At 72.5% G+C, this 24,705-nt stretch carries 18 protein-coding genes; 10 read left to right on the top strand and 8 right to left on the bottom strand.

All coding sequences use genetic code 11. The annotated features are described in order from the left end of the window. Positions 1–10 precede the first annotated feature (10 nt). Positions 11–661, top strand: a complete 651-nt coding sequence (locus tag AB0F98_RS05440) for an HAD hydrolase-like protein (RefSeq protein ID WP_357729158.1) — start codon at positions 11–13, stop codon at positions 659–661. A gap of 16 nt (positions 662–677) precedes the next feature. On the opposite strand, the gene AB0F98_RS05445 is transcribed toward AB0F98_RS05440, so the two are convergent. Both AB0F98_RS05445 and AB0F98_RS05450 read right to left on the bottom strand, forming a co-directional pair. Then, positions 678–1,334 carry a response regulator transcription factor gene (locus tag AB0F98_RS05445; protein WP_357729161.1) on the bottom strand — a complete coding sequence of 219 codons (657 nt, stop codon included), beginning with the start codon at positions 1,332–1,334 and terminating at the stop codon, positions 678–680. A 25-nt stretch (positions 1,335–1,359) separates the two neighbouring features. Further along, the gene (locus AB0F98_RS05450; RefSeq protein ID WP_357729164.1) at positions 1,360–2,658 is read right to left on the bottom strand and encodes a sensor histidine kinase; all 1,299 of its coding nucleotides are present in this window, start codon (positions 2,656–2,658) and stop codon (positions 1,360–1,362) included. Between the two features lie 426 nt (positions 2,659–3,084). Here AB0F98_RS05450 and AB0F98_RS05455 point away from each other — a divergent pair, with 426 nt between their 5' ends. The 6 genes from AB0F98_RS05455 (at position 3,085) to AB0F98_RS05480 (ending at position 9,397) form a co-directional block, all read left to right on the top strand. Next, a complete protein-coding gene (locus tag AB0F98_RS05455; protein ID WP_355142921.1) occupies positions 3,085–3,855 on the top strand; it encodes a redox-sensing transcriptional repressor Rex in 771 nt (256 codons plus the stop codon). Next, positions 3,852–5,195 (top strand): glutamyl-tRNA reductase, encoded by a 1,344-nt coding sequence (locus AB0F98_RS05460; RefSeq protein WP_357729167.1) that lies wholly within the window; start codon positions 3,852–3,854, stop codon positions 5,193–5,195. The genes AB0F98_RS05455 and AB0F98_RS05460 overlap by 4 nt, the downstream gene beginning before the upstream one ends. Continuing rightward, a complete protein-coding gene (hemC, locus tag AB0F98_RS05465) occupies positions 5,192–6,160 on the top strand; it encodes a hydroxymethylbilane synthase (RefSeq protein WP_357729170.1) in 969 nt (322 codons plus the stop codon). Before AB0F98_RS05460 ends, hemC begins: the two co-directional genes overlap by 4 nt. Next, positions 6,157–7,737: a uroporphyrinogen-III synthase gene (locus AB0F98_RS05470; RefSeq protein ID WP_076466773.1), complete on the top strand. Its 1,581-nt coding sequence runs from the start codon at positions 6,157–6,159 to the stop codon at positions 7,735–7,737. The genes hemC and AB0F98_RS05470 overlap by 4 nt, the downstream gene beginning before the upstream one ends. Positions 7,738–7,753: 16 nt before the next feature. Continuing rightward, positions 7,754–8,737 carry a porphobilinogen synthase gene (gene hemB, locus AB0F98_RS05475; RefSeq protein WP_357729173.1) on the top strand — a complete coding sequence of 328 codons (984 nt, stop codon included), beginning with the start codon at positions 7,754–7,756 and terminating at the stop codon, positions 8,735–8,737. A 465-nt stretch (positions 8,738–9,202) separates the two neighbouring features. Then, a complete protein-coding gene (locus AB0F98_RS05480; protein WP_357729176.1) occupies positions 9,203–9,397 on the top strand; it encodes a hypothetical protein in 195 nt (64 codons plus the stop codon). A gap of 18 nt (positions 9,398–9,415) precedes the next feature. Here the strand turns inward: AB0F98_RS05480 and AB0F98_RS05485 are convergent, their stop codons facing one another. Both AB0F98_RS05485 and AB0F98_RS05490 read right to left on the bottom strand, forming a co-directional pair. Beyond that, entirely contained in the window at positions 9,416–10,432 is a 1,017-nt protein-coding gene (locus AB0F98_RS05485; protein ID WP_357730832.1) for a GNAT family N-acetyltransferase, read from the bottom strand. A 73-nt stretch (positions 10,433–10,505) separates the two neighbouring features. Beyond that, entirely contained in the window at positions 10,506–12,032 is a 1,527-nt protein-coding gene (locus AB0F98_RS05490; protein WP_357729179.1) for a lytic murein transglycosylase, read from the bottom strand. A gap of 37 nt (positions 12,033–12,069) precedes the next feature. On the opposite strand from AB0F98_RS05490, the gene AB0F98_RS05495 reads away from it, so the two are divergent. After that, a complete protein-coding gene (locus AB0F98_RS05495; protein ID WP_357729182.1) occupies positions 12,070–12,288 on the top strand; it encodes a zinc ribbon domain-containing protein in 219 nt (72 codons plus the stop codon). An 18-nt stretch (positions 12,289–12,306) separates the two neighbouring features. Here AB0F98_RS05495 and AB0F98_RS05500 read toward each other — a convergent pair whose 3' ends face one another. Further along, positions 12,307–13,299: a helix-turn-helix domain-containing protein gene (locus AB0F98_RS05500; protein ID WP_357729185.1), complete on the bottom strand. Its 993-nt coding sequence runs from the start codon at positions 13,297–13,299 to the stop codon at positions 12,307–12,309. Positions 13,300–13,301: 2 nt separating this feature from the next. Next, on the bottom strand, positions 13,302–14,297 hold the full coding sequence (locus AB0F98_RS05505; RefSeq protein WP_357729188.1) for a LuxR C-terminal-related transcriptional regulator: 996 nt from the start codon (positions 14,295–14,297) through the stop codon (positions 13,302–13,304). Between the two features lie 339 nt (positions 14,298–14,636). Between AB0F98_RS05505 and AB0F98_RS05510 the strand changes: the two genes are divergently transcribed. Both AB0F98_RS05510 and AB0F98_RS05515 read left to right on the top strand, forming a co-directional pair. Further along, entirely contained in the window at positions 14,637–19,061 is a 4,425-nt protein-coding gene (locus AB0F98_RS05510; protein ID WP_357729191.1) for a S8 family serine peptidase, read from the top strand. 262 nt (positions 19,062–19,323) lie between these two features. Continuing rightward, positions 19,324–22,170 (top strand): NB-ARC domain-containing protein, encoded by a 2,847-nt coding sequence (locus AB0F98_RS05515; protein ID WP_357729194.1) that lies wholly within the window; start codon positions 19,324–19,326, stop codon positions 22,168–22,170. A 105-nt stretch (positions 22,171–22,275) separates the two neighbouring features. Here the strand turns inward: AB0F98_RS05515 and AB0F98_RS05520 are convergent, their stop codons facing one another. Both AB0F98_RS05520 and AB0F98_RS05525 read right to left on the bottom strand, forming a co-directional pair. Then, a complete protein-coding gene (locus AB0F98_RS05520) occupies positions 22,276–22,818 on the bottom strand; it encodes a phospholipase (protein WP_357729197.1) in 543 nt (180 codons plus the stop codon). 178 nt (positions 22,819–22,996) lie between these two features. Beyond that, the gene (locus AB0F98_RS05525) at positions 22,997–24,652 is read right to left on the bottom strand and encodes a family 10 glycosylhydrolase (protein ID WP_357729200.1); all 1,656 of its coding nucleotides are present in this window, start codon (positions 24,650–24,652) and stop codon (positions 22,997–22,999) included. Positions 24,653–24,705 lie beyond the last annotated feature (53 nt).

Raw genomic sequence — 24,705 nt, forward strand, 5'->3', positions numbered from 1 at the left:
CTTCCGCGACATGACCCCTGCACGTCCCCATCTGGTCTGGGACTGGAACGGCACCCTGCTCAACGACCTCAGCCTGGTGGTCGCCGCCACCAACGCCGCGTTCGCCAGCGTCGGGGGCCCGAGCGTGACGGCGGACGAGCACCGGGTTCGGTTCCGCCGACCGGTCGCCGAGTACTACGCCGACGTGCTCGGCCAGGCGGTCGACGACGAGGCGTTCGGCCGGCTGGACCGGATCTTCCACGAGGCGTACCGCAACGGACTGACCACCTGCGAGCTGGCCGCCGACGCGCGGACCGCGATGCGGACGTGGCCCGGCAGCCAGTCGCTGCTCTCCATGTGGTTCCACGACGAGCTGGTGCCGACGGTACACGGCTTCGGGCTGACCGGGAACTTCCTGCGGGTGGACGGGTTCCGCGGCGGGCTCGGCGGCGACCGCAAGGCCGAGTCGCTCCAGAAGCACCTCGCCGAGCTGGGCCTGGAGGGGAGTTCGGTGGTGCTGGTCGGCGACTCGATCGACGACGCGGACGCCGCCGTCGCGGTGGGCGCCGGCGTGGTGCTCTACACGGGCGGCTTCACCGACCCGGCCCGGCTGCGCGCCTCCGGCCACCCGGTCGCCGACACCCTGACCGAGGCCGCGGAACTGGCCCGGACCCTGCCCTGACGCGCGCTGCCCGCGGCTAGTTGCGCAGGTAGGCCAGGACGGCCAGGACGCGGCGGTGCTGCTCGGTGTCGGGTGGCAGGTTGAGCTTGGTGAAGATGTTGCGTACGTGCTTCTCCACCGCTCCGTCGCTCACCACGAGGGTTCGTGCGATCGCGGTGTTGGAGCGTCCCTCGGCCATCAGGCCGAGCACCTCCCGCTCGCGCGGGGTCAGCTCGCGCAGCGGGTCGTCACGGCGACGCCGGGCGAACAGCTGGCCGACGACCTCCGGGTCGAGCACCGTGCCGCCGGCCGCCACCCGCCGCAGACCGTCCAGGAACTCGTCGATCGCGGCCACCCGGTCCTTCAGCAGGTAGCCGATCCCGCCGCCGCCGGCGCCGCCGGTGGTGGCCAGCAGGTCGTCGGCGTACGACACCTCCACGTACTGGGAGAGGACCAGGACCGGACTGCGCGGCACCAACTGGCGGGCCTGCACCGCCGCCCGCAGCCCCTCGTCGGTGTGCGTTGGCGGCATCCGCACGTCGACGATCGACACGTCCGGCCGGTGCCGCACCACCGCCTCGACCAGGGCGTCTCCGTCACCCACGACGGCCACCACCTCGTGCCCGGTCTCGGTCAGCAGCCGCACCAGCCCCTCCCGGAGCAGGACGGCATCGTCGGCGATCACCACGCGCATGGTGCTGTTGTCTATCACGTCGGCCTCACAGCGGCAGGTCGGCGCGGACCTCGGTGGGTCCGCCGGGCGGGCTGACCACCACCAGTTCGCCGCCCGCGGCCCGGACCCGGTCGGCGATGCCGGCCAGCCCGTGGCCCTTCGCCACGTGCGCTCCGCCCTGGCCGTCGTCGCCCACGCTCACCGCGAGCCGCGGGCCCGACCGTTGCACGCTCACCTGGCACTCCGTCGCCCGGCTGTGCTTGGCGACGTTGGTGAGCGACTCGGCCACCACGAAGTACGCCGTGTTCTCCAGGGCCGGGTCGAGCCGGCCGGTCGGGGTACCGAGTTCCGGATCGACCCGCAGCTCGATCGGGATCAGCCCGCGCCCGGCGAGCGCGGCCAGGGCGCTGGGCAGGCCGCGGTCGACCAGGATCGGCGGCGCGATGCCCCGGGAGAGAGCCCGCAGCTCGGCCAGCGTGTCCCGGGTCTGCGCGACGGCCTCGTCCAGGGTTCGCCCGGCCGCCTCCGGGTCGGAGGCGAGCTGCTGCCGGGCCCGGCTGAGATCCATCGCCAACCGGACCAGCCGCTGTTGGGGGCCGTCGTGGATGTCCCGTTCCAGCCGGCGCAGGGCGGTCGCCTCGGCGGAGGCCGCGGCCCGCTTCTGCTCCTCGAGCACGATGATCCGGTCGCGCATCTCCGCCACCCCGGTGAGCATCGCCCGGGAGAAGCTGGCCTGCAGCAGGGCGCAGCCGCGGACCACGATCGGCAGGGTGATCAGGAAGAAGACGCCGACGGCGGTGTAGAGGCCGACGCGGCTGAGCGTGGAGCTTCCCAGGCCGAGCAGTTCGGCCAGGTCGGTTTCGTCGGGGCTGCGCGGCAGCGCCCAGTCGTACGCCCAGTAGAGCGTGCCGCCGACGGCTCCCGCCCACCACACCACGGTCACCACGAAGGTGGTCAGCGTGACGATCAGCTTGAAGATGCCGTGCGCCAGATCGAGCCAGGACTGGGCGTCGGCGATCGGTACGAAGATCCGCCGCCAGGCGCTCGCGCCCGGTTCCGCCGCCCGGTAGTGGGGACGTACCCGGGGCTGGTGCAGTACGGAGGGCAGCCGTAGCCGTTCGATGTCGGCCAGGCCCCGGGCGGCGTACAGGGTGCCCGCGAGGACGGGCAGGCCGATCACCGTCACCATCAGGCCGATGCCGAGCGCCGTGCCGGCCAGGAGTACGACGAAGCTGGCCAGCGCCAGCGGAAGGCCGAGCAGCACGTAGCCGGAGTCGAGCAGGAGCTGACGGGTGACGGTCGGCGCCAGTTTCGACTGGTTGGCGGCGACGGTGACGGTGGTCATGTCAAAAGGCTAGGCAGAGCGTCGTGGCCGGCCCATCCCGTAGCCCGCCCTCTGCACCGTAGGGCTTCCCCTACCTTCGGCTTTTCGATCAGTGGTCGCCGTTGTTTCGGCTGAAAAGTGCCGGATCGAGCAGATTCAAAGGGCGAATAGGCGGCAGCAACGGCGCGGGATTGGTCAGAGAAGTCGGGATTGAGCAATAATCGCCGGGCGGTTCCGGCAGCTGCGCCGGATCGATCTTGCGGAATGGAGGGCCAGGTGGAGCCGCATCGCGAGCTGACAAGATCGCGATTTGTGCACCTCTTCACAAGCGCCTACTCTGTAATTTCGACGCGCCCTGCTAGCACAGCCGGCACCCTCGGTCGCCAGCGGGAGTCCCGAAGCGGCCGACCGCCGGAGTTGGCCGAGGATCGCACCGCACGGAGTCTCATGAGTCAGCACCGTCACCCTGGCGCGCCCGGTAGCGCCGGTGCCGTACCGGCGCTCCCGGACCTGCCCGAGGCGACCGTCGCGCGGCTCCCGGAGTATCTCCGCGCCCTGCACAACCTCGCCGACAGCGGCGACGAGACGGTCTCCAGCGAGGGGCTGGCCGCCGCCGCCGGGGTCAACTCCGCCAAGCTCCGCAAGGACCTCTCCCACCTCGGCTCGTACGGCACCCGCGGCGTCGGCTACGACGTGGCGCTGCTGATCGGGCAGATCGAGTCCGTGCTCGGGCTCACCCAACGCCGGGCGGTCGCCCTGGTCGGCGTGGGTAATCTCGGTCACGCCCTGGCCGGCTACGACGGGTTCGCCAGCCGGGGCTTCCGGATCGCCGCGCTCTTCGACGCGGACCCGGCCCGGGTGGGCGAGGAGATAAATGGCCTGGTCGTGCAGCATGTCGACGAGTTGTCCCGGGTCGCCGCCGAGGAGTCGATAGCGATAGGCGTGATAGCTACGCCGGCCGCCGCCGCTCAACCGGTGGCCGATCAACTGGTCGCGGTCGGCGTGACGAGCATCCTCAACTTCGCGCCGTGCGTACTCTCGGTCCCGGAGGGCGTGGACGTACGCAAGGTCGACCTCGCCATCGAGCTGCAGATTCTGTCGTTCCACGAGCACCGCAAGGCGTCGCTGACCGCGCTGCCCGCCGCCGGCGGGTCCGCCCTCACCGCACTGCCGGGTGGGCTCGCGGGCGGCGACTCCCAGGAGGCGATAGGTACGTGAAACTCCTCGTCGTAGGCGCGTCCTACCGCACCGCCCCGGTCGCCACGCTGGAACGGCTGGCGGCCCCGCCCGCCGAGTTCGTCCGCATCCTGGACCGGCTGGTCGCCCAGCCGTACGTGAGTGAGGCGGTGCTGGTCTCCACCTGTAACCGGGTGGAGGTGTACGCCGCCGTGTCCGGTTTCCACGGCGGTCTCGGTGACATCTGCGCCGTCCTCGCCGAGCAGGCCGACTGCTCGCCGACGGCGCTCGCCAACCACCTCTACGTCCACTACGACGCCGCGGCGGTGAACCACGTCTTCCGGGTCGCCACCGGGCTGGACTCGATGGTGGTCGGCGAGGCGCAGATCCTCGGTCAGCTCCGGGACGCGTACCACTGGGCCACCGACGCCGACTCGGCCGGCCGTCTGCTGCACGAGCTGATGCAGCAGGCGCTGCGGGTGGGCAAGCGCGCGCACGCCGAGACCGGCATCGATCGCGCCGGGCAGAGCGTGGTCACCGCCGCGCTGGAGCTGGCCGCCGCTCACTTCGACGGTGACCTCGCCGGCCGCCCCGCCACGGTGGTCGGGGCCGGTGCGATGGGCTCGCTGGGCATGGCGACGCTCGCCCGGCTCGGTGCGGGGCCGCTCACCGTCACGAACCGGGGGGCCGACCGTGCCGTCCGGCTAGCCGAGTCGTACGGAGCGACGGCCGTCCCGATGGCCGAGCTGACCGCCGCACTTTCCACAGTGGACATCGTAGTGGCCGCCACGGCGGCCATCGAACCGGTCCTCACCCGGCCGGTGGTGGCTCGGGCGCTGGCCGACCGGGACCCCGCGCGGGGGCCGCTGGTCCTGCTCGACCTCGCCGTACCGCGTGACGTCGAGGTCGGGGTGGCCGAGCTGCCCGGGGTCGAGGTGATCGACATCGAGCGGATGGCCGCCCTGCTCGCCGAGGGTCCCGCCGCCAATGACGCGCTGGCCGTGGAGCAGATCGTCACCACCGAGGTCGACAGCTTCCTCAACTGGCTGCGCGGCGCGGACGTCGCACCCACCGTCGCCGCCCTGCGTGGGCGCGCCGACGACGTGGTCAGCGCGGAGCTGCGCCGGCTGGCCCAGCGGCGGCCGGACTTCACCGACGACCAGCGCGCCGAGGTGGCCCGGACGGTGCACCGGGTGGTGCAGCGGCTGCTGCACCAACCGACCGTCCGCGTCCGGCAGTTGGCCTCGGAGCCCGGGGGCGACCAGTACGCGGCCCTGCTCCGCGAGCTGTTCGACCTCGAGGTGCCGCAGACCTCCCCGGTCGACACCGTCCCCGACGTCATGGAGACCGACCCCGCCCCGTCCACCGGAGGTGAACGATGATCACCCCGCTTCGCCTCGGCACCCGGGGCAGCGCCCTGGCCATGGCCCAGTCCGGCCACGTCGCCGAGGCACTCACCGCGGCCACCGGTCGCCCGGTCGAGCTGGTCGAGGTGGTCACCGCCGGCGACCGCTCGAAGGCGCCGGTGCGCCGGCTCGGCGTCGGCGTCTTCGTCTCCGCGCTGCGGGACGCGCTCGCCGCGCGCACCATCGACCTCGCGGTGCACTCCTACAAGGACCTGCCCACCGCGACCGCCCCCGGGCTGCACATCGCGGCGGTGCCGCTCCGGGAGGACCCGCGCGACGCGCTGGTCGCCCGGAACGGCCGTACGCTCGCCGAGCTGCCACCCGGGGCCACGGTCGGCACCGGCTCGCTGCGTCGTATGGCCCAGCTGCACGCGTTGGGGATGCAGCTGGAGGTCACCCCGATGCGGGGCAACGTCGACACCCGGCTGGGCCGGGTGCTCGGCCCCGACGCCGACCTCGACGCGGTGGTCCTGGCCCGGGCCGGTCTCAGCCGACTCGGGCGGGCCGGGGAGATCACCGAGACGCTCGACCCGATGCTGATGCTGCCCGCGCCCGCCCAGGGTGCGTTGGCGGTGGAGTGCCGGGCCGACGACCCGGACCTGATCGAACTGCTCGCCGTACTCGACCATGCACCGTCCCGCGCCGCGGTCACCGCGGAACGGGCGTTGCTGGCGACCCTCGAGGCCGGGTGCAGCGCACCCGTCGCCGCCTACGCCGAACTCGCCGAGGGCGACGCCGGTGAGGAGATCTATCTGCGCGGGGCGGTGATCAGCCCGGACGGCACCCGTGAGATCCGGCTGTCCCGCACCGGAACGCCCGCCGATGCGGCGGAGATCGGCAAGGCACTCGCCGCCGAACTCCTCGACCTCGGCGCCGACACGATCCTCGGCCACGAAGGACACACCGGCCCGGGGACCCAGCAAATTGGGAGCACAGAATGACCCGCACCCGTAAGCCCGTAGGCCGCATCGCGTTCGTCGGGGCCGGTCCCGGCGACCCGGGCCTGCTGACCCGCCGGGCGCACGACGCCCTGGTCGACGCCGACCAGGTGGTATACGACCGGGGAGTACCCGAGTCGCTGCTCGCCGCCGTACGCGCCGACGCGCGTGCGGACGCGGAGTTCACCCCGGCGGAAGGCGCGCCGGGAGACGTGGCCAAGGTGTTGATCTCCGCGGCCCGTGCCGGGCAGAACGCGGTCCACCTGGTCGCCGGCGACCCGTTCGGCCACGACTCGGTGGTCAAGGAGGTGCAGGCCGTGGCCCGTACCGCCGCCCACTTCGAGGTGGTGCCGGGTGTGGGCCAGGCGGAGGGCGTCGCCGCGTACGCGGGTGTGCCGCTGCCGGGCGTACGCACCGCGGCCGACATCGAGGACGTCAGCGCGCTGGACTTCGAGGCGCTGGCCGCAGCGGTCACCCGTGGTTCGGTCGCGCTCGCCGTGGACGCGGGTGACCTGGCCGCGGTCCGGGACGGCCTGCTCTCGGCAGGGGTGGACGGCACCACGGCGGTCGGCGTGACCGGCGACGGCACCGGGGAGACGCAGTACACGACCACCTCGACGGTGGACAGCTTCGTCGCGGCCGCGCTCGGCTTCACCGGCCGGGTGGTGCTCACCCTCGGCGAGGGCGTCGGTGAGCGGGACAAGCTCAGCTGGTGGGAGAACCGGCCGCTGTACGGCTGGAAGGTGCTCGTGCCGCGTACGAAGGAGCAGGCCGGCGTGATGAGCGCCCGGCTGCGAGCGTACGGGGCGATCCCGTGCGAGGTGCCGACCATCGCGGTCGAGCCCCCGCGTACCCCGGCCCAGATGGAGCGGGCGGTCAAGGGCCTGGTCGACGGCCGGTACGCCTGGGTGGTGTTCACCTCGGTGAACGCGGTCCGCGCGGTCTGGGAGAAGTTCGCCGAGCACGGCCTCGACGCCCGGCACTTCGGTGGCGTGAAGATCGCTTGCATCGGCGAGGCGACCGCGGAGGCGGTGCGCGCGTTCGGCATCCAGCCGGAGCTGCTCCCGTCCGGGGAGCAGTCGTCCGAGGGTCTGCTGGCCGAGTTCTCGCCGCACGACGAGGTACTCGACCCGGTCGGCCGGGTGCTGCTGCCACGTGCCGACATCGCAACCGAGACGCTCGCCGCCGGGCTCACCGAGCGCGGCTGGGAGGTCGACGACGTGACCGCGTACCGGACGGTCCGGGCGGCGCCGCCGCCGGCCGACATCCGCGACGCGATCAAGTCGGGCGGTTTCGACGCGGTGCTCTTCACCTCGTCCTCGACCGTCCGGAACCTGGTCGGCATCGCCGGAAAGCCGCACGCGCGTACCGTTGTAGCCGTGATCGGGCCGAAGACGGCGGAGACGGCCACGGAGTTCGGCCTGCGGGTCGATGTCCAGCCGCAGCACGCCTCGGTTCCCGACCTGGTCGAGGCGCTCGCCGCCTACGCCGTCGAGCTGCGGGAGAAGCTTGCCGCGATGCCGGCCAAGCAGCGCCGCGGCTCGAAGGTGCAGGGTCCGACCGCACTGAGGTTCCGGTAGTCGTCAGGAGTAACCCATGTCGTACCCCGAGGTCCGGCCCCGCCGGTTGCGCCGCACCGTCGCGATGCGGCGGCTGGTGTCCGAGACGCGTGTGGACCCGGCCGAGCTGATCCTGCCGATGTTCGTCAAGGAGGGGCTGACCGGTCCCCGGGCGATCACCTCGCTCCCGGGAGTGCTCCAGCACTCCCGGGACTCGCTCCGGAAGGCCGCCGTGGAGGCGGTCCAGGCCGGCGTTGGCGGGCTCATGCTCTTCGGTATTCCGGAGCAGCGCGATCCGTCGGGCTCCGGCGGCGCCGACCCGGACGGCATCCTGAACGTGGCGATCCGGGACGTGATCGCCGAGGTCGGTGACGCCACCGTGGTGATGAGCGACCTCTGCCTGGACGAGTTCACCTCGCACGGGCACTGCGGCCTACTCTCCCCCGACGGTGACGTGGACAACGACGCCACCCTGGCCGCGTACGCCGAGATGGCGATCGCGCAGGCCGAAGCCGGGGTCCACGTGGTCGGGCCGTCCGGGATGATGGACGGCCAGGTCGGGGTGATCCGGCGGGCGCTCGACGCCGCCGGTCACCAGGACGTGACGGTGCTGGCGTACGCCGCGAAGTACGCCTCGGCGTTCTTCGGCCCGTTCCGGGAGGCGGTGGAGTCGGCGCTGGAGGGGGACCGCCGCACCTACCAGCAGGATCCGGCCAACCTTCGGGAGTCGCTGCGCGAGGTGGCGCTCGACGTCGCCGAGGGCGCCGACATGGTGATGGTGAAGCCGGCGCTGCCGTACCTGGACGTGCTTTCGGCGGTACGCGACGCGGTCGACGTGCCGGTCGCCGCGTACCAGGTCTCCGGCGAGTACGCGATGGTCGAGGCGGCCGCGGCGAACGGCTGGATCGACCGGGAGCGGGCGATCCTGGAGACGCTCACCTCGATCCGTCGGGCCGGCGCCCAGATGATCCTCACCTACTGGGCGGTCGAGGCCGCCCGGATGCTCCGCGAGCGCTACTGACACGGCGCTCCCGGCGCGGTTCAGCCGGGCGGGTTCCAGCGATCGCGCGGCCGCACAACAGGTCAAGGCTGCCCCCGGAGTGGGATGCCGGGACGGTCCAGCCGAGATGGAATCCGTCACGGAGAGTAGCGACTCGGCCTCCCGCTCCATATCCGCGCAGCGCCTTTGCGCTGCGCCCGTATACGCGCCACTCACGCACAGCAACCGGTGCGTAGGAGGGTGCAGAGCAAAGGGTGTGGAGAGGGTTCCTGGGGGTCGCCGACCTCTACGTGGAAAGTTCCTGCTCAGGGTGGTTGAGTCGCGGGCGGGGCGGGCTGATCGTCGGTTTAGCGATCACGCAAGCGTCACTTTGGGTGATGTCTGAGTGTCGATGGCCGTTCGCTACTAAGCGTTAACCTGCCGTTGACTACTGCCGTGTGGGCGAGCGCCGAAGGGAACTGCGCCGGAGGCCGACGAGGGCGAGCGTTGTCCACAGGGCCCGACGTTGTCCACGAGCCGGGGGAGTGGTGGGCGAACATCTACGGCCTGGCGCGGCCGCCCGAGACGTTCTACCGCGACCGGGACGTCCGGGACGCGATGCGACGCCGCAGCCAGTGGGAGGTGCGAGTGGCGAAGTATCGCAACGTGCCGCCGCCGCCACGGCAGATCCGGTACGGGTGACGTCTCGCCTCGGTTGTCTCAGCGCGACGCGTCGAGGCGGTGCACCAACTCGGCCACGTCGACGCTGTATTCGCACCAGTCGCGGTCGGGCCGGTAGCCCAGCTCGGCGTTGACCTTCAGCATCGCCTCGTTGGCCTGGGCGTTCCAGGTCTGCACCTCGGTCAGCTCGGGTGCGGCCGAGCGCAACTCCAGCAGCATTCGTGCCTTGATCGCCCGGTCGATCCCGTAGCCGCGGTGGTCCTGCGCCACGATCGTGTCGTACTGGTCGGCGCGGGTCGGGTGCTGGGCCGGCACCACCACCTCGGTCAGGCCGGCCACCTCGCCGGTCTGCTCGTGCAGGGCCAGCACGATGTACGGCCGCATGCCACGTCGGTGCAGGCAGTCCAGGCTGTCCCGCAGCCGCTGGGCGTCGTAGGAGCTGGGGCGCAGTTCGCCGTCATCGATGTCCCGCACCTCGGCCTTCGCCCGCGCGTACGCCTCGATCAGCTCGTCCGGCGGCCCGTCCGGGTGGAACTCCAGGTGGTATCCGGCACCCACGCCGCCGGCCATCTCGGCCAGGTCCGCCCAGTCAACGGTCGAGAGGTCGAGCACGCTGCGGGTTTCGACGTACTCCCGAGTGAAGCCGAGTGACTCGTAGAAATCGACGGCGGGCGTATCGCCGACCACTTCGGCACCGATCGAGGAGAAGCCCTCCTGGTAGACCCGATGGGCCGCGACCCGGACCAGCTCACGGCCGAGGCCGGTGCGCCGTACGGCTGGATGCACCAGCACCTCCAGCACGCCGATGTCGCCGAGCAGCAGCACGTGCACCTGACCCAGGACCGCGTCGGACGAGCCACCAGCCGCCGACTCCGGCTGCGCGACCCAGGAGATCCGCCGCTGACCCGGCATCACCTCGGTGAGGTACTCCCGCAGCGAACCGTTCTGCCACGGCGGATCCTGCGGCATGTCGGCCGCGAGGACCGCGTTCAGCGTGTCCAGCAGCGACGCGATCTCGGCAGACGACGCGGTCCGGGCGTCCCACTCGCGCACCATCACCCGTCTAGCTTGCCGCTAATGGCAGCCTGGGGGAAGTGTCCAGTTCTCCAAATGTATGCAGACGATCACTTCACGTACGGCTGGCCTGTCCGTACTGGTTTGCGGTGTCGAACACCTTCTGCACGTAGGGGCGGACGTCGTTGTACGACAGGATCGCGTTCCACCAGTCGGTGGGGATGCTCAGATTGCGGCCGTTGCGGCAGAGGTAGTTGGCGGCCGCCAGGGCGGCGTCGTCGATGTCGTGCGGGTCCTTCTTGCCGTCGTTGTCCGCGTCCACGCCGACCTCCTTCCAGGTGGTCGGGATGAACTGCATCGGCCCGATCGCGTGGTCGTAGGCGGTGTCCTTGTCGAGCTCCCCCCGGTCGGTGTCGACGATGCGCATCCGGCCGCCCTGCCCGTCCAACGGCAGGCCGATGATCTCCGGTGTGGCTCGTCCGTTCTCATCGAGGCTCGCGCCGTTGGCCTGCCCGTGCGAGGACTCGACGAACCCGATGGCGGCCAGCGTGGTCCAGTTCAGCGCGCAGCTCCGGTTCGTCTGGGCGAGCACCAGTTCCGCGTAGCCGTACGCCTCCATGGCGGTCTGCGAGATCCCGACCTTGGGTCCGATCGTCTTGGCCCAGTTGGCCAGGGCGTCCGCGGGACGGCCCCCGACCACCGGCGCGGTCGGCTGCACCCCCGGGGCCGCGGTGGTGGGCAGCCCGCCCGGCAGGCCCCCGGGCAGCCCGCTCGGTGAGGTCCCGGGTACCGGCGCGGTGGTGTCGGCGGTGGCGTCGACCGCGACCGGGCGCGGCGCGTGTACCGCCGACGGGACGACCAGCGCCCCGGCGGCCGCCGTCGCCGCCACCAGCACGAGGAGGAACAGTCCCGGCAGTGTGAGCCGGCCACTCGGCCGTCGCGACCAGGCCCGGGTCGCCCGGGCGGCGGCGGCCGCGGCCCGACGGGGACGCAGGCGTACGGCGTGCGCGAACGGCACCCGGTGCCGGCTGGACCGCGCGGCGGGCGGGTCACCCTCCTTGGTGGTGGTGGTGTTGGCGGCTGCCCCGGTCGGGTCTTCCGGCTTCGGGTCGCTGCCCGTCTCGTCGGCGGCCACCGCCGTGCCGCCGTCGGACTCCGCCTCGGAGCCGGCCTTCGGCGTAGCGTCCGGCTTCGTGGTGGCGTCGGTCTTCGGGCCGTCGTTCTTCGTGCCGTCGGCCTGCGGCTCGTCGGTCTTCGGGCCGGTGTCCGGGCCCGCCTCGATCGGCGAGCCCGGTGTCGTTCCGTCGGCGTCGGTCGGGGCGCTGCCCGGGTCGGCCTTCGGTCCGCCATAAGCGGTTACCGCGGTCGGCGCACCGTCCGGCGCGGTCGGCTCGGCAGTACCGGTGCTTGCGGCCGGCGTCGGGTCGTCCTTCGGCCGGGATGAGTCGGCACTGTCCGTCGGCGCGGGCTCGTCCGGAGCGTGCGACCTCAGCCAGGGGCGTCGGGGGCGTGGCATCTGCCGGGGCACCGGATCCGGTGCCGCGCCGGACTCGGCGATCGCCCCGTCGGGCGGCGCGGCCGGTCGCAGGGGCCGAAGGGTCGATCTGTCCTCGCCGTCCACCACCCGTCGAGTATCACCCATCCCTCGCGACACGTCAGGACCCACGTACCCTGAATGCATGCCCCGGTACGACTTCCGCTGCCGCGCCTGCGGCGCAACCTTCGAGGTCAATCGCCCGATGGTCCAGGCCGGCGAGCCGGCCGCGTGCCCCGACGGCCATCTGGACACTGTGAAGCTGCTCTCCACCGTCGCGGTCACCGGCCGCAGCGGTGGCGCGTCCGGTGGCGCCCCGGCTCCCGCCGGGGGCGGCTGCTGCGGCGGCGCCTGCGGCTGCTGAGCCGGGCGACAGCGGCTCCTACGGTTCGTGTTCTTCCCGTTCTTCCCGGCGGGCGGCCTGCACACCGGCCTGAAACCGGGTACGCGCGCCGAGTGAGGCCATCAGCGTCGCGATGTGTCGCTGCGCGGTGCGGTAGCCGACGCCGAGCTGACGCGCGATCGCCTCGTCGGTGAGCCCGGAGAGCAGGAGCGCGATGAGCCGTCGGTGCTCGACCGGAGGGCGGTGGTTCGGTGGCGCGGCCGGAGAGGGTTGCAGTGGCAGGGCGGACCGCCACAGCCCTTCGAAGAGGTGCCCCAGGGCGTCGAGGAGCGCGCAGGGCCGGAGCAGCACGGCGCTCCCACCCTCGTCGTCGGACCGGCGGATGAGCAGGCCGTACCGACCGTCGGCGAGGTAGAGCTTGAGCGGCAGGGTCGGCAGTACCCGGGCCTGCTGGCCGGCGGCGACGAGCTGTTCGAGCCCGTGCAGGGCGCCCGGCTGCTCGAGAGAGGAACGCTCGTAGATGGTGCGGGAGCGTACGCCCCGCCGGAGCAGCTCGACCCCACCGCTCGTCGCGCCGGCCCCGTCGAGGTACGGGGGCTTGTCCAGGCAGAGGATCTCCGTTTCGGCCGTACGCCGGAGGCGGTGGAGCCGTTCCAGCACCGCCTCCCGCCCGCTGACCACCTGAAGCACGGCGGTCGAGTCGGTCAGGCTGGAGTCCGCGCGGTGGACCGCGGCCAGGCGGTGGAGATGCTCACGGGCGGCCCGCAACCGCCGCTCGTACGCCCGGATCGGTGCGTCGAGGGCGACCTCGGGGTCGACGGCCGTGTAGGTGGTCGGTTCGTCGTCGCCCGCCACGACCAGCCCGGCGGCGGCGAGCCTGCCGAGCGCGTCACGCAGCGGCTCGGAACGGATCCAGGACCGGTCGAGGTCGACCGCCGTGGCACCCGGCTGCGCGACGACCAGTTCGTACGCCGCGGACTCGACCGCGGTCAGGCCGGCCGCGTCGAGGTCGCCCTCCGGATGCGTCGGCACGGTCAGACCACGCCTCCGGACGTGGTGATCCAGCCGCGGCGGATGGCCTGGTAGCCGGCCTGGAACCGGCTGGCCGCCCCCAACCGTCGCAGCATCGCGCTGATCCGGCGACGCACCGTGCGTTCGGTGCAGCCCTGCTGGGCGGCGATCGCCGCGTCGGTCAGCCCGGCTGCGAGCAGGGGTAGCAGTTCGCCCTCGACCGCCGACGGCGCGTCGCCGACCTCCACGAGCTGCGGGTGGCCGTCGCGTACCCGCAGCGGGACGCCCCGCTCCCAGGTGATCTCGAACAGCGCGCCGAGCATCTCGATCAGGGTCGGGTCGCGGACGAGCATGGCGGACTCGACGTTTCCGGGGTGGACCGGGAGCAGCGCCAGTGGGTGGTCACTGAGCACCAGCTTGATCGGCACGGTGGAGACACGGATCTCCTCGCCGACCGAGAGCCCTTCTGCGAAGTCGGCGAGCCGACCGGGATCGTCGAGCCCCCGCCGGTCGTAGATCACCCGGTAGCGGATGCCCTGACGGAGCAGTTCCAGCTCCACCGGCTCGTTCAGGGGCGGGACGTCCACGTAGGGCGGCGCGTCGAAGACCCGTACCTCGTGGCGGGCGCTGAGCTGGACGTCGATGAACGCTTGCTTGATCGCCTGTTTTCCGTGCAGGATCTCGACGAGACCTCCCGCGTCGTGCGGGTGCTGACCGGCGCGGAAGACCGCCGCCAGCCGGGCGCGCCGGGCCCGGGCGCGGGACAGGGCGCGTTCACCGGCGAGGGTCAGCACATCGGAGACCTCGTCCGGTGCCACCGCCTGGAACCGCGCCGGGGCCCCGGGCAGTCGTAGCGCGAGCCCCAACTCCTCGAGCCGGGCGAGCAGCGGGCGCGCCTGCCCTCGCCACGGCTGGTCGGTCGCCGACCCGTCGAGCGTCTCAAGGGAAGCCGCCGGGCGTTCGAGCAACCACTCGTAGAGCGCCTGCTCGGCCGCCGTGACCCCCAAGATCCGCAGCACCCGTTCATCGTGCGGCAACCTCGGGTTGATGTCCATCCTGTTCCCGCCGGTGGCGTGAACCGGACGTCACAACTGCCTTCTGTCGAATCGACAGTGGTGGCATCGTCGGCAGGCGCGCTCGCCAGGAAACCTGTGCCGGTGCCGGATGCGCTCGTGACCATGGCCGATCGGCTCAGCCGGCGGGCGTGGTCGTGAGTCGACTCGCCGGAGGAGAGTGCGGAGCGTGTCATCCAGAGCAGTACCCATGAACATGACGGGGCGGCAGGTGTTGTTGCCGCCCGAACCGGTGCCCTCGTGCGGCAGCCGGGTCATCGCCGGGCTCCGGCCTGGAGGTGCCCGATGAGCGCCGGCCGGGCTGCCCGGCGGGCCCGGTGGGCACAGGTTCTCAGCCTGGTCGCGGCGCTGGGCCTGGTGGCCGGCGTGGTGTCCGTGACCGGTGGGCCAGGCGAGCCCGCTGCCGCGGCCCCGGAGAAGATCCAGCCGGAGTTGCGGGCGAGCATGAAGACCCTTCCGGCGCAGCCGTTCTGGGTACGCCTGGACGCCCGCGCCGACCTGTCCGCGGCGTCGGCCATCAAGGACTGGGACGAGCGTGGCGCGGCGGTCGTCGAGGCGCTGCGGAAGACGGCCGAGAAGAGCCAGGCGGACGTCGTCCGCCGACTGAAGGCGGAGGGCGTGGAGTACCACACCTTCTACGCCTCCAACACCGTGTACGTCGCCCGCGGCACCCTCGACCTGGCCGAGAGCCTGGCCAAGGAGACCGAGGTCAGCGCCATCCAGGTGCACCGCATGTACGAACTGCCGGAGCCGCTGAAGGCGCAGCAGGTCGCCGACGTCGACGACGTGGAGTGGGGCGTCCACGCGATCGGCGCCGACCGGGTGTGGGCGGACGGCACGCGCGGCGAGGGCATCGTCGTGGGCAGCATCGACAGCGGGGTGCAGTACGACCACCCGGCCCTGGTGAAGTCGTACCGGGGCAACATGGGCGAGGCCGGCTTCTCGCACGACTACAACTGGTACGACCCGGCCCAGGTGTGCGGCTCACCGTCGCTCGCACCCTGCGACAACAACCAGCACGGCACGCACACGATGGGCACGATGGTCGGCGACGGCGGTCCCGGCAACCACATCGGTGTCGCGCCCGGCGCCCGCTGGATCGCCGCCAAGGGCTGCGAGGAGCGGGGCTGCTCCGACTTCGCGCTGCTCGCCTCCGCGGAGTGGATGCTCGCGCCGACGAACCTGGCCGGCCAGGACCCGCGCCCGGACCTGCGCCCACACATCGTGAACAACTCGTGGGGCAGCGACAACGGTCCCGCCAGTGACCCGTGGTTCGCCGACATCGTCGAGGACTGGCGGGCCGCCGGCATTTTCCCCATGTTCTCCAACGGCAACGCGGGCGAGAACGGCTGCGACACCTCGGGCACCCCGGGGGACTACGCGTCCACCTACAGCGCCGGCGCCTTCGACGTGACCGGCAAGATCGGGTACTTCTCCAGCCGGGGCCCCGGCGTGGGCGGCATCACCAAGCCGAACATCGCCGCCCCCGGGGTGGACGTCCGTTCCAGCGTTCCGGGCGGTGGCTACGGCGTACTGAGCGGCACGTCGATGGCCAGCCCGCACGTGGCCGGCGCGATCGCTCTGCTCTGGTCGGCCGCGCCCGGACTCGTCGGGGACATCGCCGGCACCACGGCAGTGCTCGACCAGGTCGCCGTCGACGTCAGCGACACCAGTTGCGGCGGTACGCCGGCCAACAACAACGTCTGGGGTCAGGGCAAGCTGGACGCCTACGCCGCGATCGGGGAGGCCCCGCGCGGTGAGACCGGCCGGTTGACCGGCAAGGTCACCGACGCGAAGACCGGCGAGCCGCTCAGCGGTGCCGAGGTCAAGATCAGCGGCCCGATCCACCGTACGGTCACCACCGGCGCCGACGGCAGCTACACCGCCACCCTGTCCGCCGGCGAGTACGACGTGACGGCCTCCGTCTACGGGTACGGCGACGGCAGCGCGTCCGCGACGGTCACCGCCAACGCCACCGCCACTCGGGACGTCAGCCTCCAGCGGACGGCCGAGGCCAAGGTCAGCGGTACGGTCACCGACGACTCCGGACACGGCTGGCCGCTGTACGCGCGGATCAGCGCGCCCGGTCTGCCGGTCGGGCCGTGGTTCACGGACCCGGAGACCGGTCGGTACGAGCTGAGCCTGCCCGCCGACTCGACGTACCACCTGACCGTGACCCCGGTCTATCCCGGTTACCAGACCAGCGCGGTGGACGTCCCGCTCGGCGAGGGAGACGTGGTCCGCGACGTCCGGACGCAGATCGTCGAGGCGTCCTGCCTGGCCGCTGGCTACGCGTACCCCTTGCGGGCGGATTTCGAAGGCTGGACGGACCCGGGCGAGCGGGCGGGCTGGACGGTCGAGGACAACCTCGGCGGCGGGCACGCCTGGCAGTTCGACACCCCCGGTGGTCTGGACAACGTCACCGGTGGCACCGGTGGCTTCGCCAGCGCCAACTCCTGGCACAACGACCTCGCCGAGGAGGACACCAACCTCGTATCGCCGGTGATCGACCTGTCGGGCCAGAGCGCGCCGCAACTCGCGTTCAAGTCGCTCTACCTGGGTGAGGGCGGGACCGCGCGGGTGGGCATCGACCTGAGCGTGGATGGCGGCTCGACCTGGACCAACGTCTGGCAGAAGGGCACCGAGAACGTCCTCGGGCCGGTGAGCCTTCCGCTGCCGCAGGCCGCCGGTCAGGCGCGGACCCGGCTGCGTTTCCACTACGCCGGCAGCGGTATCGCGCTGTGGCAGGTGGACGACGTCAGCGTCGGCTCCTGCGGCCCGATCCCCGGCGGCCTCGTCACCGGTGTGGTGCGCGACGACAACACCGGTGACCCCGTCGTCGGCGCGAAGGTGGTCGACAAGGCGAGCGGGAGTGAACTCGCGGTCAGCGCCGCGACGCCGCTCGACCCGAACCTGCCGGACGGCTTCTACTGGCTGTTCACCTCGCAGGCGAAGCCGACGTTCACGGTCAGCTACCCCCGGTACGCCACCGGGGAGGCAACCACCACCGTGTCGCCGGATCGTGTCACCAGGAAGGACTGGCGGCTGCGCGGCGGACGACTGAAGGTCAGCGAAGGGACCCTCGACCTCACCACCCGGCTCGGGAAGTCGGCCACCCGCACCCTCACCTTCACCAACGACGGCAGCCGTCCGCTGCACGTCAAGCTGGGTGAGCAGGTCGTCACCCCGACCGGCCCGGCGGCTGACCGGGTCGCCGAGGAGACCGGTGCGCCGCTGCGGCGCGTGAAGGCGGATCCGCCGCGGACGGGGCCGCTGCCGAAGGCGCCGGCGGGCCAACCGGTCCAGCCGACGGAGCCGACCGTCCAGGATGAGGCGATCCCGGACGTCGGGCCGTGGACCAGGATCGCCAACTACCCGACCCGGATCCTGTACAACACCGCGGGCTACCACGCGGGCAAGCTCTACTCCGTGGGTGGCACCACCACCGGCTTCCTGGAGGGAATGACCCGCGCGGGGTACGTCTACGACCCGGTGACCCTCGAATGGAGTCCGATCGCCGACACCCCGGAGGCGGTCGCGAGCGCCGCGAGCATCTTCCTCGACGACAAGATGTACGTCGTCGGTGGCACGAGCATGCAGGGCACGGTGCTCAAGACGGTGTACGTCTACGATCCCGCCCAGGACTCCTGGGGGCGGGCGGCGGACCTGCCGCAGGGCCTCAGCTCCCCCGCGATCGCGGCACTCGACGGGCGTCTCTACGTCGTCGGCGGCTGCGTCGGATCGTGTCCGGAGCAGGCCGCCACGGTCTACCGGTACGACCCGAGTGGGGACTCGTGGACCCGCCTCGCCGACTACCCCGTCGGGGTGGGTGCCCCCGGCTGCGCCGGGATCGCCGAACGGGTCGTCTGCGCGGGCGGGTACGACGGTGACTCGGTGGTCGCGTCGACCTTCCTGTTCGACCCGGCCACCGGCGCCTGGACCCGGGGCGCGGACGCGCCGTACGGCGTCTTCGCCATGGGGGCCAGTGGCGCCTACGACAAGCTGCAGCTCTTCAGCGGCATGCAGAACGGCGCCGTGCTGACCAACGAATCGATCGAGTACGACCCGGTTTCGGACAGCTGGGGCCGGCTGCCCAACGTGAACTACCCGAGCACCAACGCCGCCACGGCCTGTGGCGCGTACCGGGTCGGTGGTTCGGTGACCCTGTGGACCCCGTCAGTCACTGCCGAGATGTTGCCCGGGTACGACTACTGCGGTGGTACGGCGGACGTGCCGTGGCTGTCGGTGGACAAGCCGGAGTTCGACGTGGCTCCGGGCCGGTCGGTCCAGGTGACCGTCCGGGTCGACGGCGACGCGGTCACCCAGCCGGGTGAGCTGACCGCGCGGCTGGTCGTGCTCGGCGACACCCCGTACCCGGGGAGCAACGTGGCGGTTACCGGTCACTTCGAGGCGCCGCCGAACTGGGCGACGCTGAGCGGAACGGTGACCGACGCCGCCACCGGTGGCGCGGTCGCGGGTGCGACCGTGACCGTCTGCGGCGACTACCAGGCCGACGGGCACGGACAGCAGGGCTGCGGGCCGGTGAGCTACACCGTCGTGACCGACGCCCACGGCCGCTACCAGCTGCGGCTGGCGAAGAACCAGCAGGTCCAGGTCACCGCGGCCGCGCCCGGATTCCAGCCGGCGTCGACGGTGACCACGATCCGGGGGGCGAGGAACACCTTGAACATCGCCCTGCGTACCGGCTGAGGCCGGCGCCACTCCCCGGGCCAGTCCCGCCGGAACCGGTCAGCCGGTCCCCGGCGGGGCTGGCCCGCCCCGTCAGCGGGGCACGATCGTGGGCCGAGGCCTGCCGGCCGAGCGCCGGACAACCACCGAGCGGAGGGCCGACCTTGCCCTGGGCGGGGCCGAGTGGCACCTTGAGTCCGAGCCCGGCCGGTCCGTTCTCACGATGCGTGACCACCCGGCTTCGGGCAGCATGAACCCGACGTCACGGGCGGAGGTTCGACGCATGGCGGAACGGATCCAGCTCCCGACCGGGTGGGTGACCTTTGTGTTCACCGACATCGAGGGCTCGACCCGGCTCGCGCAACTGCTCGGCCCGGACTACCGGCCGGTGCTGCGCGAGCACCGCCGGCTGCTGCGCCGGACACTGGCCGGCACCGGCGGCGCGGAGCTGTTGACCGAGGGCGACTCGTTCTTCCTCGCGTTCGCGGACGCGACCGCCGCGTTGACCGCCTGCCTCACCGCCCAGCGGGCCCTGACCAGCCACGACTGGCCCACCCCGGAGGCCGCGCCGAGGGTGCGGATGGGTCTGCACACCGGCTACGCCGAACCACGCGACGGCGAGTACGCCAGCCCCGAGGTGCACCGTGCGGCCCGGATCGCCGCCGCCGCGCACGGGGGCCAGGTGCTCTGCTCGGCGTCCACCGCCCGCCGGGCCGACCCGCTGCCCGCCGGCGCCTCCCTGCTCGACCTGGGCCTGCACCGGCTGCGCGGATTCGACGACCGGGAGCGCCTGTTCCAGCTGGTCGCCCCTGGCCTGGAGCGGCAGTTCCCGCGACCGCGTACCGCCGACGCGGTGGCACACAACCTGCCGACCCAGGTCACGTCGTTCGTCGGCCGCGAGCCGGAGCGCGCCGAGCTTCGCCGGCTGGTGCAGGAGCATCGCCTGGTCACCGTGCTCGGCGCGGGCGGCGCGGGGAAGACCCGGCTCGCGGTCGAGTTGGCCGCCGGCGTGGTCGAGACGTACCCGGACGGCGTCTGGTTCGTCGACGTCGCCGCAGTGACCGATCCCGGGCTGGTGGCCTTCGAGATCGCCGCGGTGCTCGGGCTGCGCCCGGAACCGGGCCGTCCGGTGGTGGACACCCTGGTGGAGTACGCTGCCGCGCGCCGGATGCTGGTGCTGCTGGACACCTGCGACGCCCAGCCCGCCGCCTCCGCCGAGGTGATCTCCCGGCTGCTCGCCGGGGGCCGTGGCGTGCGGGTGCTGGCCACCAGCCGCGAGTCGTTCGGGCTTCCCGGCGAGGTGGTGTGGCGGATTCCGCCGCTCTCGGTCGAGCCCCGGCCGGACGGCGCGGAGAGCGACGCCGTGGCCCTGCTGCTGGACCGGACGGCGGCGGCCCGCGGCGGCCGGCCGCCGGACCAGACCGAGTCGGCCGACCTGCGCCGGGTGGTGCAGCGGCTGGACGGGCTGCCGCTCGCCATCGAACTCGCCGCCGCCCGGCTGCGGGTGCTGTCGGTCGGCCAGCTCGCCGAGCGCCTCGACGACATGCTCGGCACCCTGGACGCCGGCCGGGAGGATCCGGAGCCGCCACCGGTGGACCGGGGCTGGATGGGTAACCAGCAGGACACCGTGGACCTGGTGGCCGCCGCGGCGGGGACGTCGCCGCCGACCCCGGCGACGCGGGCGGTGCAGCGCTCCGCGACCGAACGGCACCTCACCATGCAGGCCACCGTCACGTGGTCGTACCGGACGCTCGGGCCGCGCGCCGCGCGACTGCTGCGCTGGCTCGCCGTCTTCACCGGCCCGGTCGACCTGGCGACGGTGGAGTGGCTGCTCGGCGACGACCCGCTCGACCCGCTCTCCGTGCTGGTGGACAAGTCGATGGTGCTGGCCGAGCCGCACGCCTCGGGCTGCACCTACCGGATGCTCGACCCCATCCGGGCGTACGCGGCGCGACGGCTCGCCGAGGCGGGCGAGGAGCAGGCTGCCCGGGACCGGCACGTGGCCTGGTCGGCGCACGCCCTGGAGCAGGCGCACCTGGGCCCGGACGCCCGCCCGGTCACCCTCTCCCTGTACGCGCTCGATCCGCTCGCCGGTGAGCTGCGGGCCGCGCTGCGCTGGTGCGCGACCGGTGGTAGCGCGGCGGCGGGGCTACGGCTCGCGGGCGGCCTCGACCAGTGGTGGCGGGAGCGCGGGCTGGCCCGTGAGGGGCGGCTCTGGCTGTTCCGGCTCTACGGGCGGATCGCCGAGACCGGTGAGCGGATTCCGGAGTCCGAGCTGGCCGCCGCGTACCACATGCATTCGCTGCACGCCGGGGCGGACGGCGAGTTCGCCGAGGAGCTGCGCTACTCGCAGCGGGCCGAGGCGGCCGCTCGGCAGGCCGGTGACGCGGGGCTGCTGGCCCGGGTGCTGGCCGGGCGGGCCGCGCCGCTGGTCGACATGGGACAGCTCGCCGAGGCCGAGCGGGTCTGCCGGGAGGTCATCGACTGGGCGCACAGCCAGGATGTGCTCGGCGACGCGCTGCTCGCCGTCTACAGCCTGGCCGAGTTGCTCTGGCGACGCGGTGCGCTCGACGAGGCGGCGGAGCTGCTCGGGGCGGCCCGGCCGGTGGAGGCGGCCCGCCCGCTGGAGCGCGGCCGGCGTTCGGTCGACATGCTGCTCGGCATGGTCGCGCTGGCCCGTGGCGACCTCATCGCGGCGCACGAGCACCTGCTGGTCGCGCTCCGGTCCCGGATGAGCCACGGCTTCCACGGCCGGGCCTGCGACACGTTGAACGCGATCGCGGTGCGCTGCGCGGGCGGAGGTGAGCTGCTCGTCGCCGCGCGGCTCTTCGGTGCGGCCCAGGCGACGGGGGCCGACCTGCGCTGTGCGTCCGGCGTCTACGCCGGTTACTGGGCCGAGCAGCAGGCGGCGTTGCGCGAGCGGCTGGGCGACGCGGCGTTCGACGACGCGTACGGCGAGGGCGCCGAGTTGAGCCTGGAGGAGGCGGCGGCGTTGGCGCTCGACGTGGAGCATCCCGATTTGGCGGCCGACTCGACCCGGTTCAGCGCGACGGCGGCCCGCCCCGCGCCGCGCCAGGCCACCGCACCCGAGCCGGACCGCCGCCCGGCCGGCCGGAGCGAGCGGGCCTGAGCCGCCCCGGGTGGCTCTGCTCGCGGCGGGCCCGCGCCGGCGGTTTCGCGACGGCACGGGCCCTGGGCTGCGGTGCGCCGGGCGGACCCGGTGACCCGGTTCGGGTCAGGCGCGCAGCCCGGCGCGGCGCTCGGCGTCGGCCTTCATCTTCGCGGCGCGTTCGATGTCGGCCGGGTCCACCGCGGCGGGCGAGCCGAAGATGCTGACCGCCTGGTAGTAGGTCCAGGCCAGGCTGAGGCAGGCCGGTCGGACGATCGTGTCGTAGGTGGCGCACACCCGCTTGAGGTCGGAGTAGAAGGCGCTGTCCAGGCGTGACTTGTTGGCCGGGAACTGGCCCATCGCCTTGTAGTTGCGGTAGCCGAAGTCGTGCCGGTAGCAGGAGAGCTCGAAGCGGAACCCGAGCGGATTGTCCGGGCTCGACGAGCAGTAGTCGGTGGACCAGTCGAAGGCGTACTCGGCCCAGGGGGCCTTGTTCAGCCGGGCCGAGTTCCAGGCGTTGTAGCTGCTGGCGCTGGTCTGCGTCCAACTGGAGAGGACGGAGAGCTTCTGTGCCGGGGTGACGGCGGCGCTGGCGGGGGCGGCGACTCCCAGCGCGACGAGCAGCGCGAGCGCGGCCGAGGCGAGGAGGGTGGTGAGTCGTCTGGGCACTGGTACCTCCGCGGGGGTGTGCGGGTCGGACGTAAGTTACCGGCGGGTTACCGGGTGCCGATCAGTCTCGATCAATCGATGGGCGCAGATGTTGCGTCGGTCCTGACTATTGGTGACATCCGTCGAAACAGACGAATGCCCCGGGCGCGCGGCGCCCGGGGCATTCGATTGGCGAGGATCAGCGCAGGACGAACGCCGGGGGACTGGCCGGGCTCTCGTTCGCCAGCCGGTCGAGCGCGGTGACGTAGTAGGTGTACCGCTCGCCGGGCTGAGCCGTGGTGTCCACCCAGGACTGCGCTCCGTCGCCGGTGGCCCGGATGGTGTCCATCAGGTGCTCGGCGTCGGCGCGGTCGCAGGTGCTCGCCACCTTCACACCGTCGAACCGGTAGATCGCGTACGAGGTGGCCGTGCCGAACGGCCCGACTCCGTCGGCGGGCTGCCGCCAGCTCAGCCGGACCCCGTCGTCCTGCCGGGCCGTACGGGTGACCACCGGCATCAGCAGCGGCCTGGACGGCAGGTGCGACATGGTCGGGATCAGTGCCGGACGGGAGTAGTGCTCGGACGCGTAGATGTCGGTGGCGCCGAGCCGGTTCGCCCGTACCTGCACCGCCGAGAAGTGCACGTTGCCCTGGACCTCCGGGTAGGACCGGTTGAGCAGCAGATGGTCCGAGAGCTCACGCGGGTTCATCCAGAACGTGCCGTACGCCGGGTCGCCACTCTTGTAGTCGGCCTGCCCGATGTAGAGCTGCACCCGGGTGCCCCGGACGGTCTCCGCCCACCACGGCACCAGTCGCGCGTAGTCCGCGGCCGGGTACTGCCCGATGTACCAGTAGAGCTGCGGTACGACGTAGTCGATCCACTCCTCCTTGACCCACTTCCGGGTGTCGGCGGAGATGATGTCGTACGACTGGCTGCCGGTGGTGTCCGAGCCGCGCGGGTCGGCGGAGGCGTTCCGCCAGATGCCGAACGGGCTGACACCGAACTTCACCCAGGGCTTGACCGCCTTGATCTTGGCGTTCATCTCCTGGATCAGCAGGTTGATGTTGTCCCGCCGCCAGTCCGCCTTGTCGGTGAAACCCCGGTTGTACGCCGCGAACGTGTCGTCGTCGGGCACCTGGTACGTGCCGCTCGGGTACGGGTAGAAGTAGTCGTCGAAGTGCACGCCGTCGATGTCGTACCGCTCGACGGCGTCCATCATCGCGGTCTGGACGAACTCGCGGACCTCCGGGACGCCCGGGTCGTAGTAGAGCCGGCTGCCGGCCACCCCGGCGGGCGGGTAGGCGAACGTCCAGTCCGGATGCTGGCGCGCCGGGTGGCCGGGGGCGAGTTGGTCGAGGTCGGCTCCGGCGCCGCCCGGGGCCGGCATGGAGACCCGGTACGGGTTGAACCAGGCGTGGAACTCGAGGTTGCGCCGGTGCGACTCGGCGACCAGGAAGGCGAGCGGGTCCCAGCCCGGGTCCTGGCCCCGGACGCCGGTGAGGTACTCCGACCAGGGCTCGTACGGCGACGGCCAGAACGCGTCGGCCGTGGGCCGGACCTGGACGACGACGGCGTTGTGGTTCAACCGTTCGGCCAGGTCGAGCCATTCCAGGTACTCGGCCTTCTGCCGGGCGACCTGGTCCGGAGCGGTCTGCGACGCCTTGCTGGGCCAGTCGATGTTGGTGACGGATGCGATCCACATGGCGCGGAACTGCCGCTTGGGAGTGGCCGGGTCGGTCACGCAGTTGGTGGTGGTGCTCGCCGCGTCGGGCGCGGCGGTCGCGGGGGCGGCGGCGACGAGCGCGCCGAGCAGTGCCGCGGCCAGCCCGGCGGCGCCGAGCCGAGTTGCCTTCATGGGTGTGTCCCTTCGTTGGGGCTCCCGTTCCGGTTTCGTCGCGGCGGCCTCGG

It is taken from the genome of Micromonospora sp. NPDC023737 (assembly GCF_040639715.1).
Lineage (GTDB): Bacteria > Actinomycetota > Actinomycetes > Mycobacteriales > Micromonosporaceae > Micromonospora.

Coding starts and splice junctions, on each gene's coding strand:
- AB0F98_RS05515 (WP_357729194.1), top strand. CDS start 19,324: ATGGCGGAACGGATCCAGCTCCCGACCGGGTGGGTGACCTTTGTGTTC.
- hemC (WP_357729170.1), top strand. CDS start 5,192: ATGATCACCCCGCTTCGCCTCGGCACCCGGGGCAGCGCCCTGGCCATG.
- AB0F98_RS05470 (WP_076466773.1), top strand. CDS start 6,157: ATGACCCGCACCCGTAAGCCCGTAGGCCGCATCGCGTTCGTCGGGGCC.
- AB0F98_RS05490 (WP_357729179.1), bottom strand. CDS start 12,032: ATGGGTGATACTCGACGGGTGGTGGACGGCGAGGACAGATCGACCCTT.
- AB0F98_RS05485 (WP_357730832.1), bottom strand. CDS start 10,432: ATGGTGCGCGAGTGGGACGCCCGGACCGCGTCGTCTGCCGAGATCGCG.
- AB0F98_RS05525 (WP_357729200.1), bottom strand. CDS start 24,652: ATGAAGGCAACTCGGCTCGGCGCCGCCGGGCTGGCCGCGGCACTGCTC.
- AB0F98_RS05495 (WP_357729182.1), top strand. CDS start 12,070: ATGCCCCGGTACGACTTCCGCTGCCGCGCCTGCGGCGCAACCTTCGAG.
- hemB (WP_357729173.1), top strand. CDS start 7,754: ATGTCGTACCCCGAGGTCCGGCCCCGCCGGTTGCGCCGCACCGTCGCG.
- AB0F98_RS05445 (WP_357729161.1), bottom strand. CDS start 1,334: ATGCGCGTGGTGATCGCCGACGATGCCGTCCTGCTCCGGGAGGGGCTG.
- AB0F98_RS05455 (WP_355142921.1), top strand. CDS start 3,085: ATGAGTCAGCACCGTCACCCTGGCGCGCCCGGTAGCGCCGGTGCCGTA.
- AB0F98_RS05450 (WP_357729164.1), bottom strand. CDS start 2,658: ATGACCACCGTCACCGTCGCCGCCAACCAGTCGAAACTGGCGCCGACC.
- AB0F98_RS05510 (WP_357729191.1), top strand. CDS start 14,637: ATGAGCGCCGGCCGGGCTGCCCGGCGGGCCCGGTGGGCACAGGTTCTC.
- AB0F98_RS05440 (WP_357729158.1), top strand. CDS start 11: ATGACCCCTGCACGTCCCCATCTGGTCTGGGACTGGAACGGCACCCTG.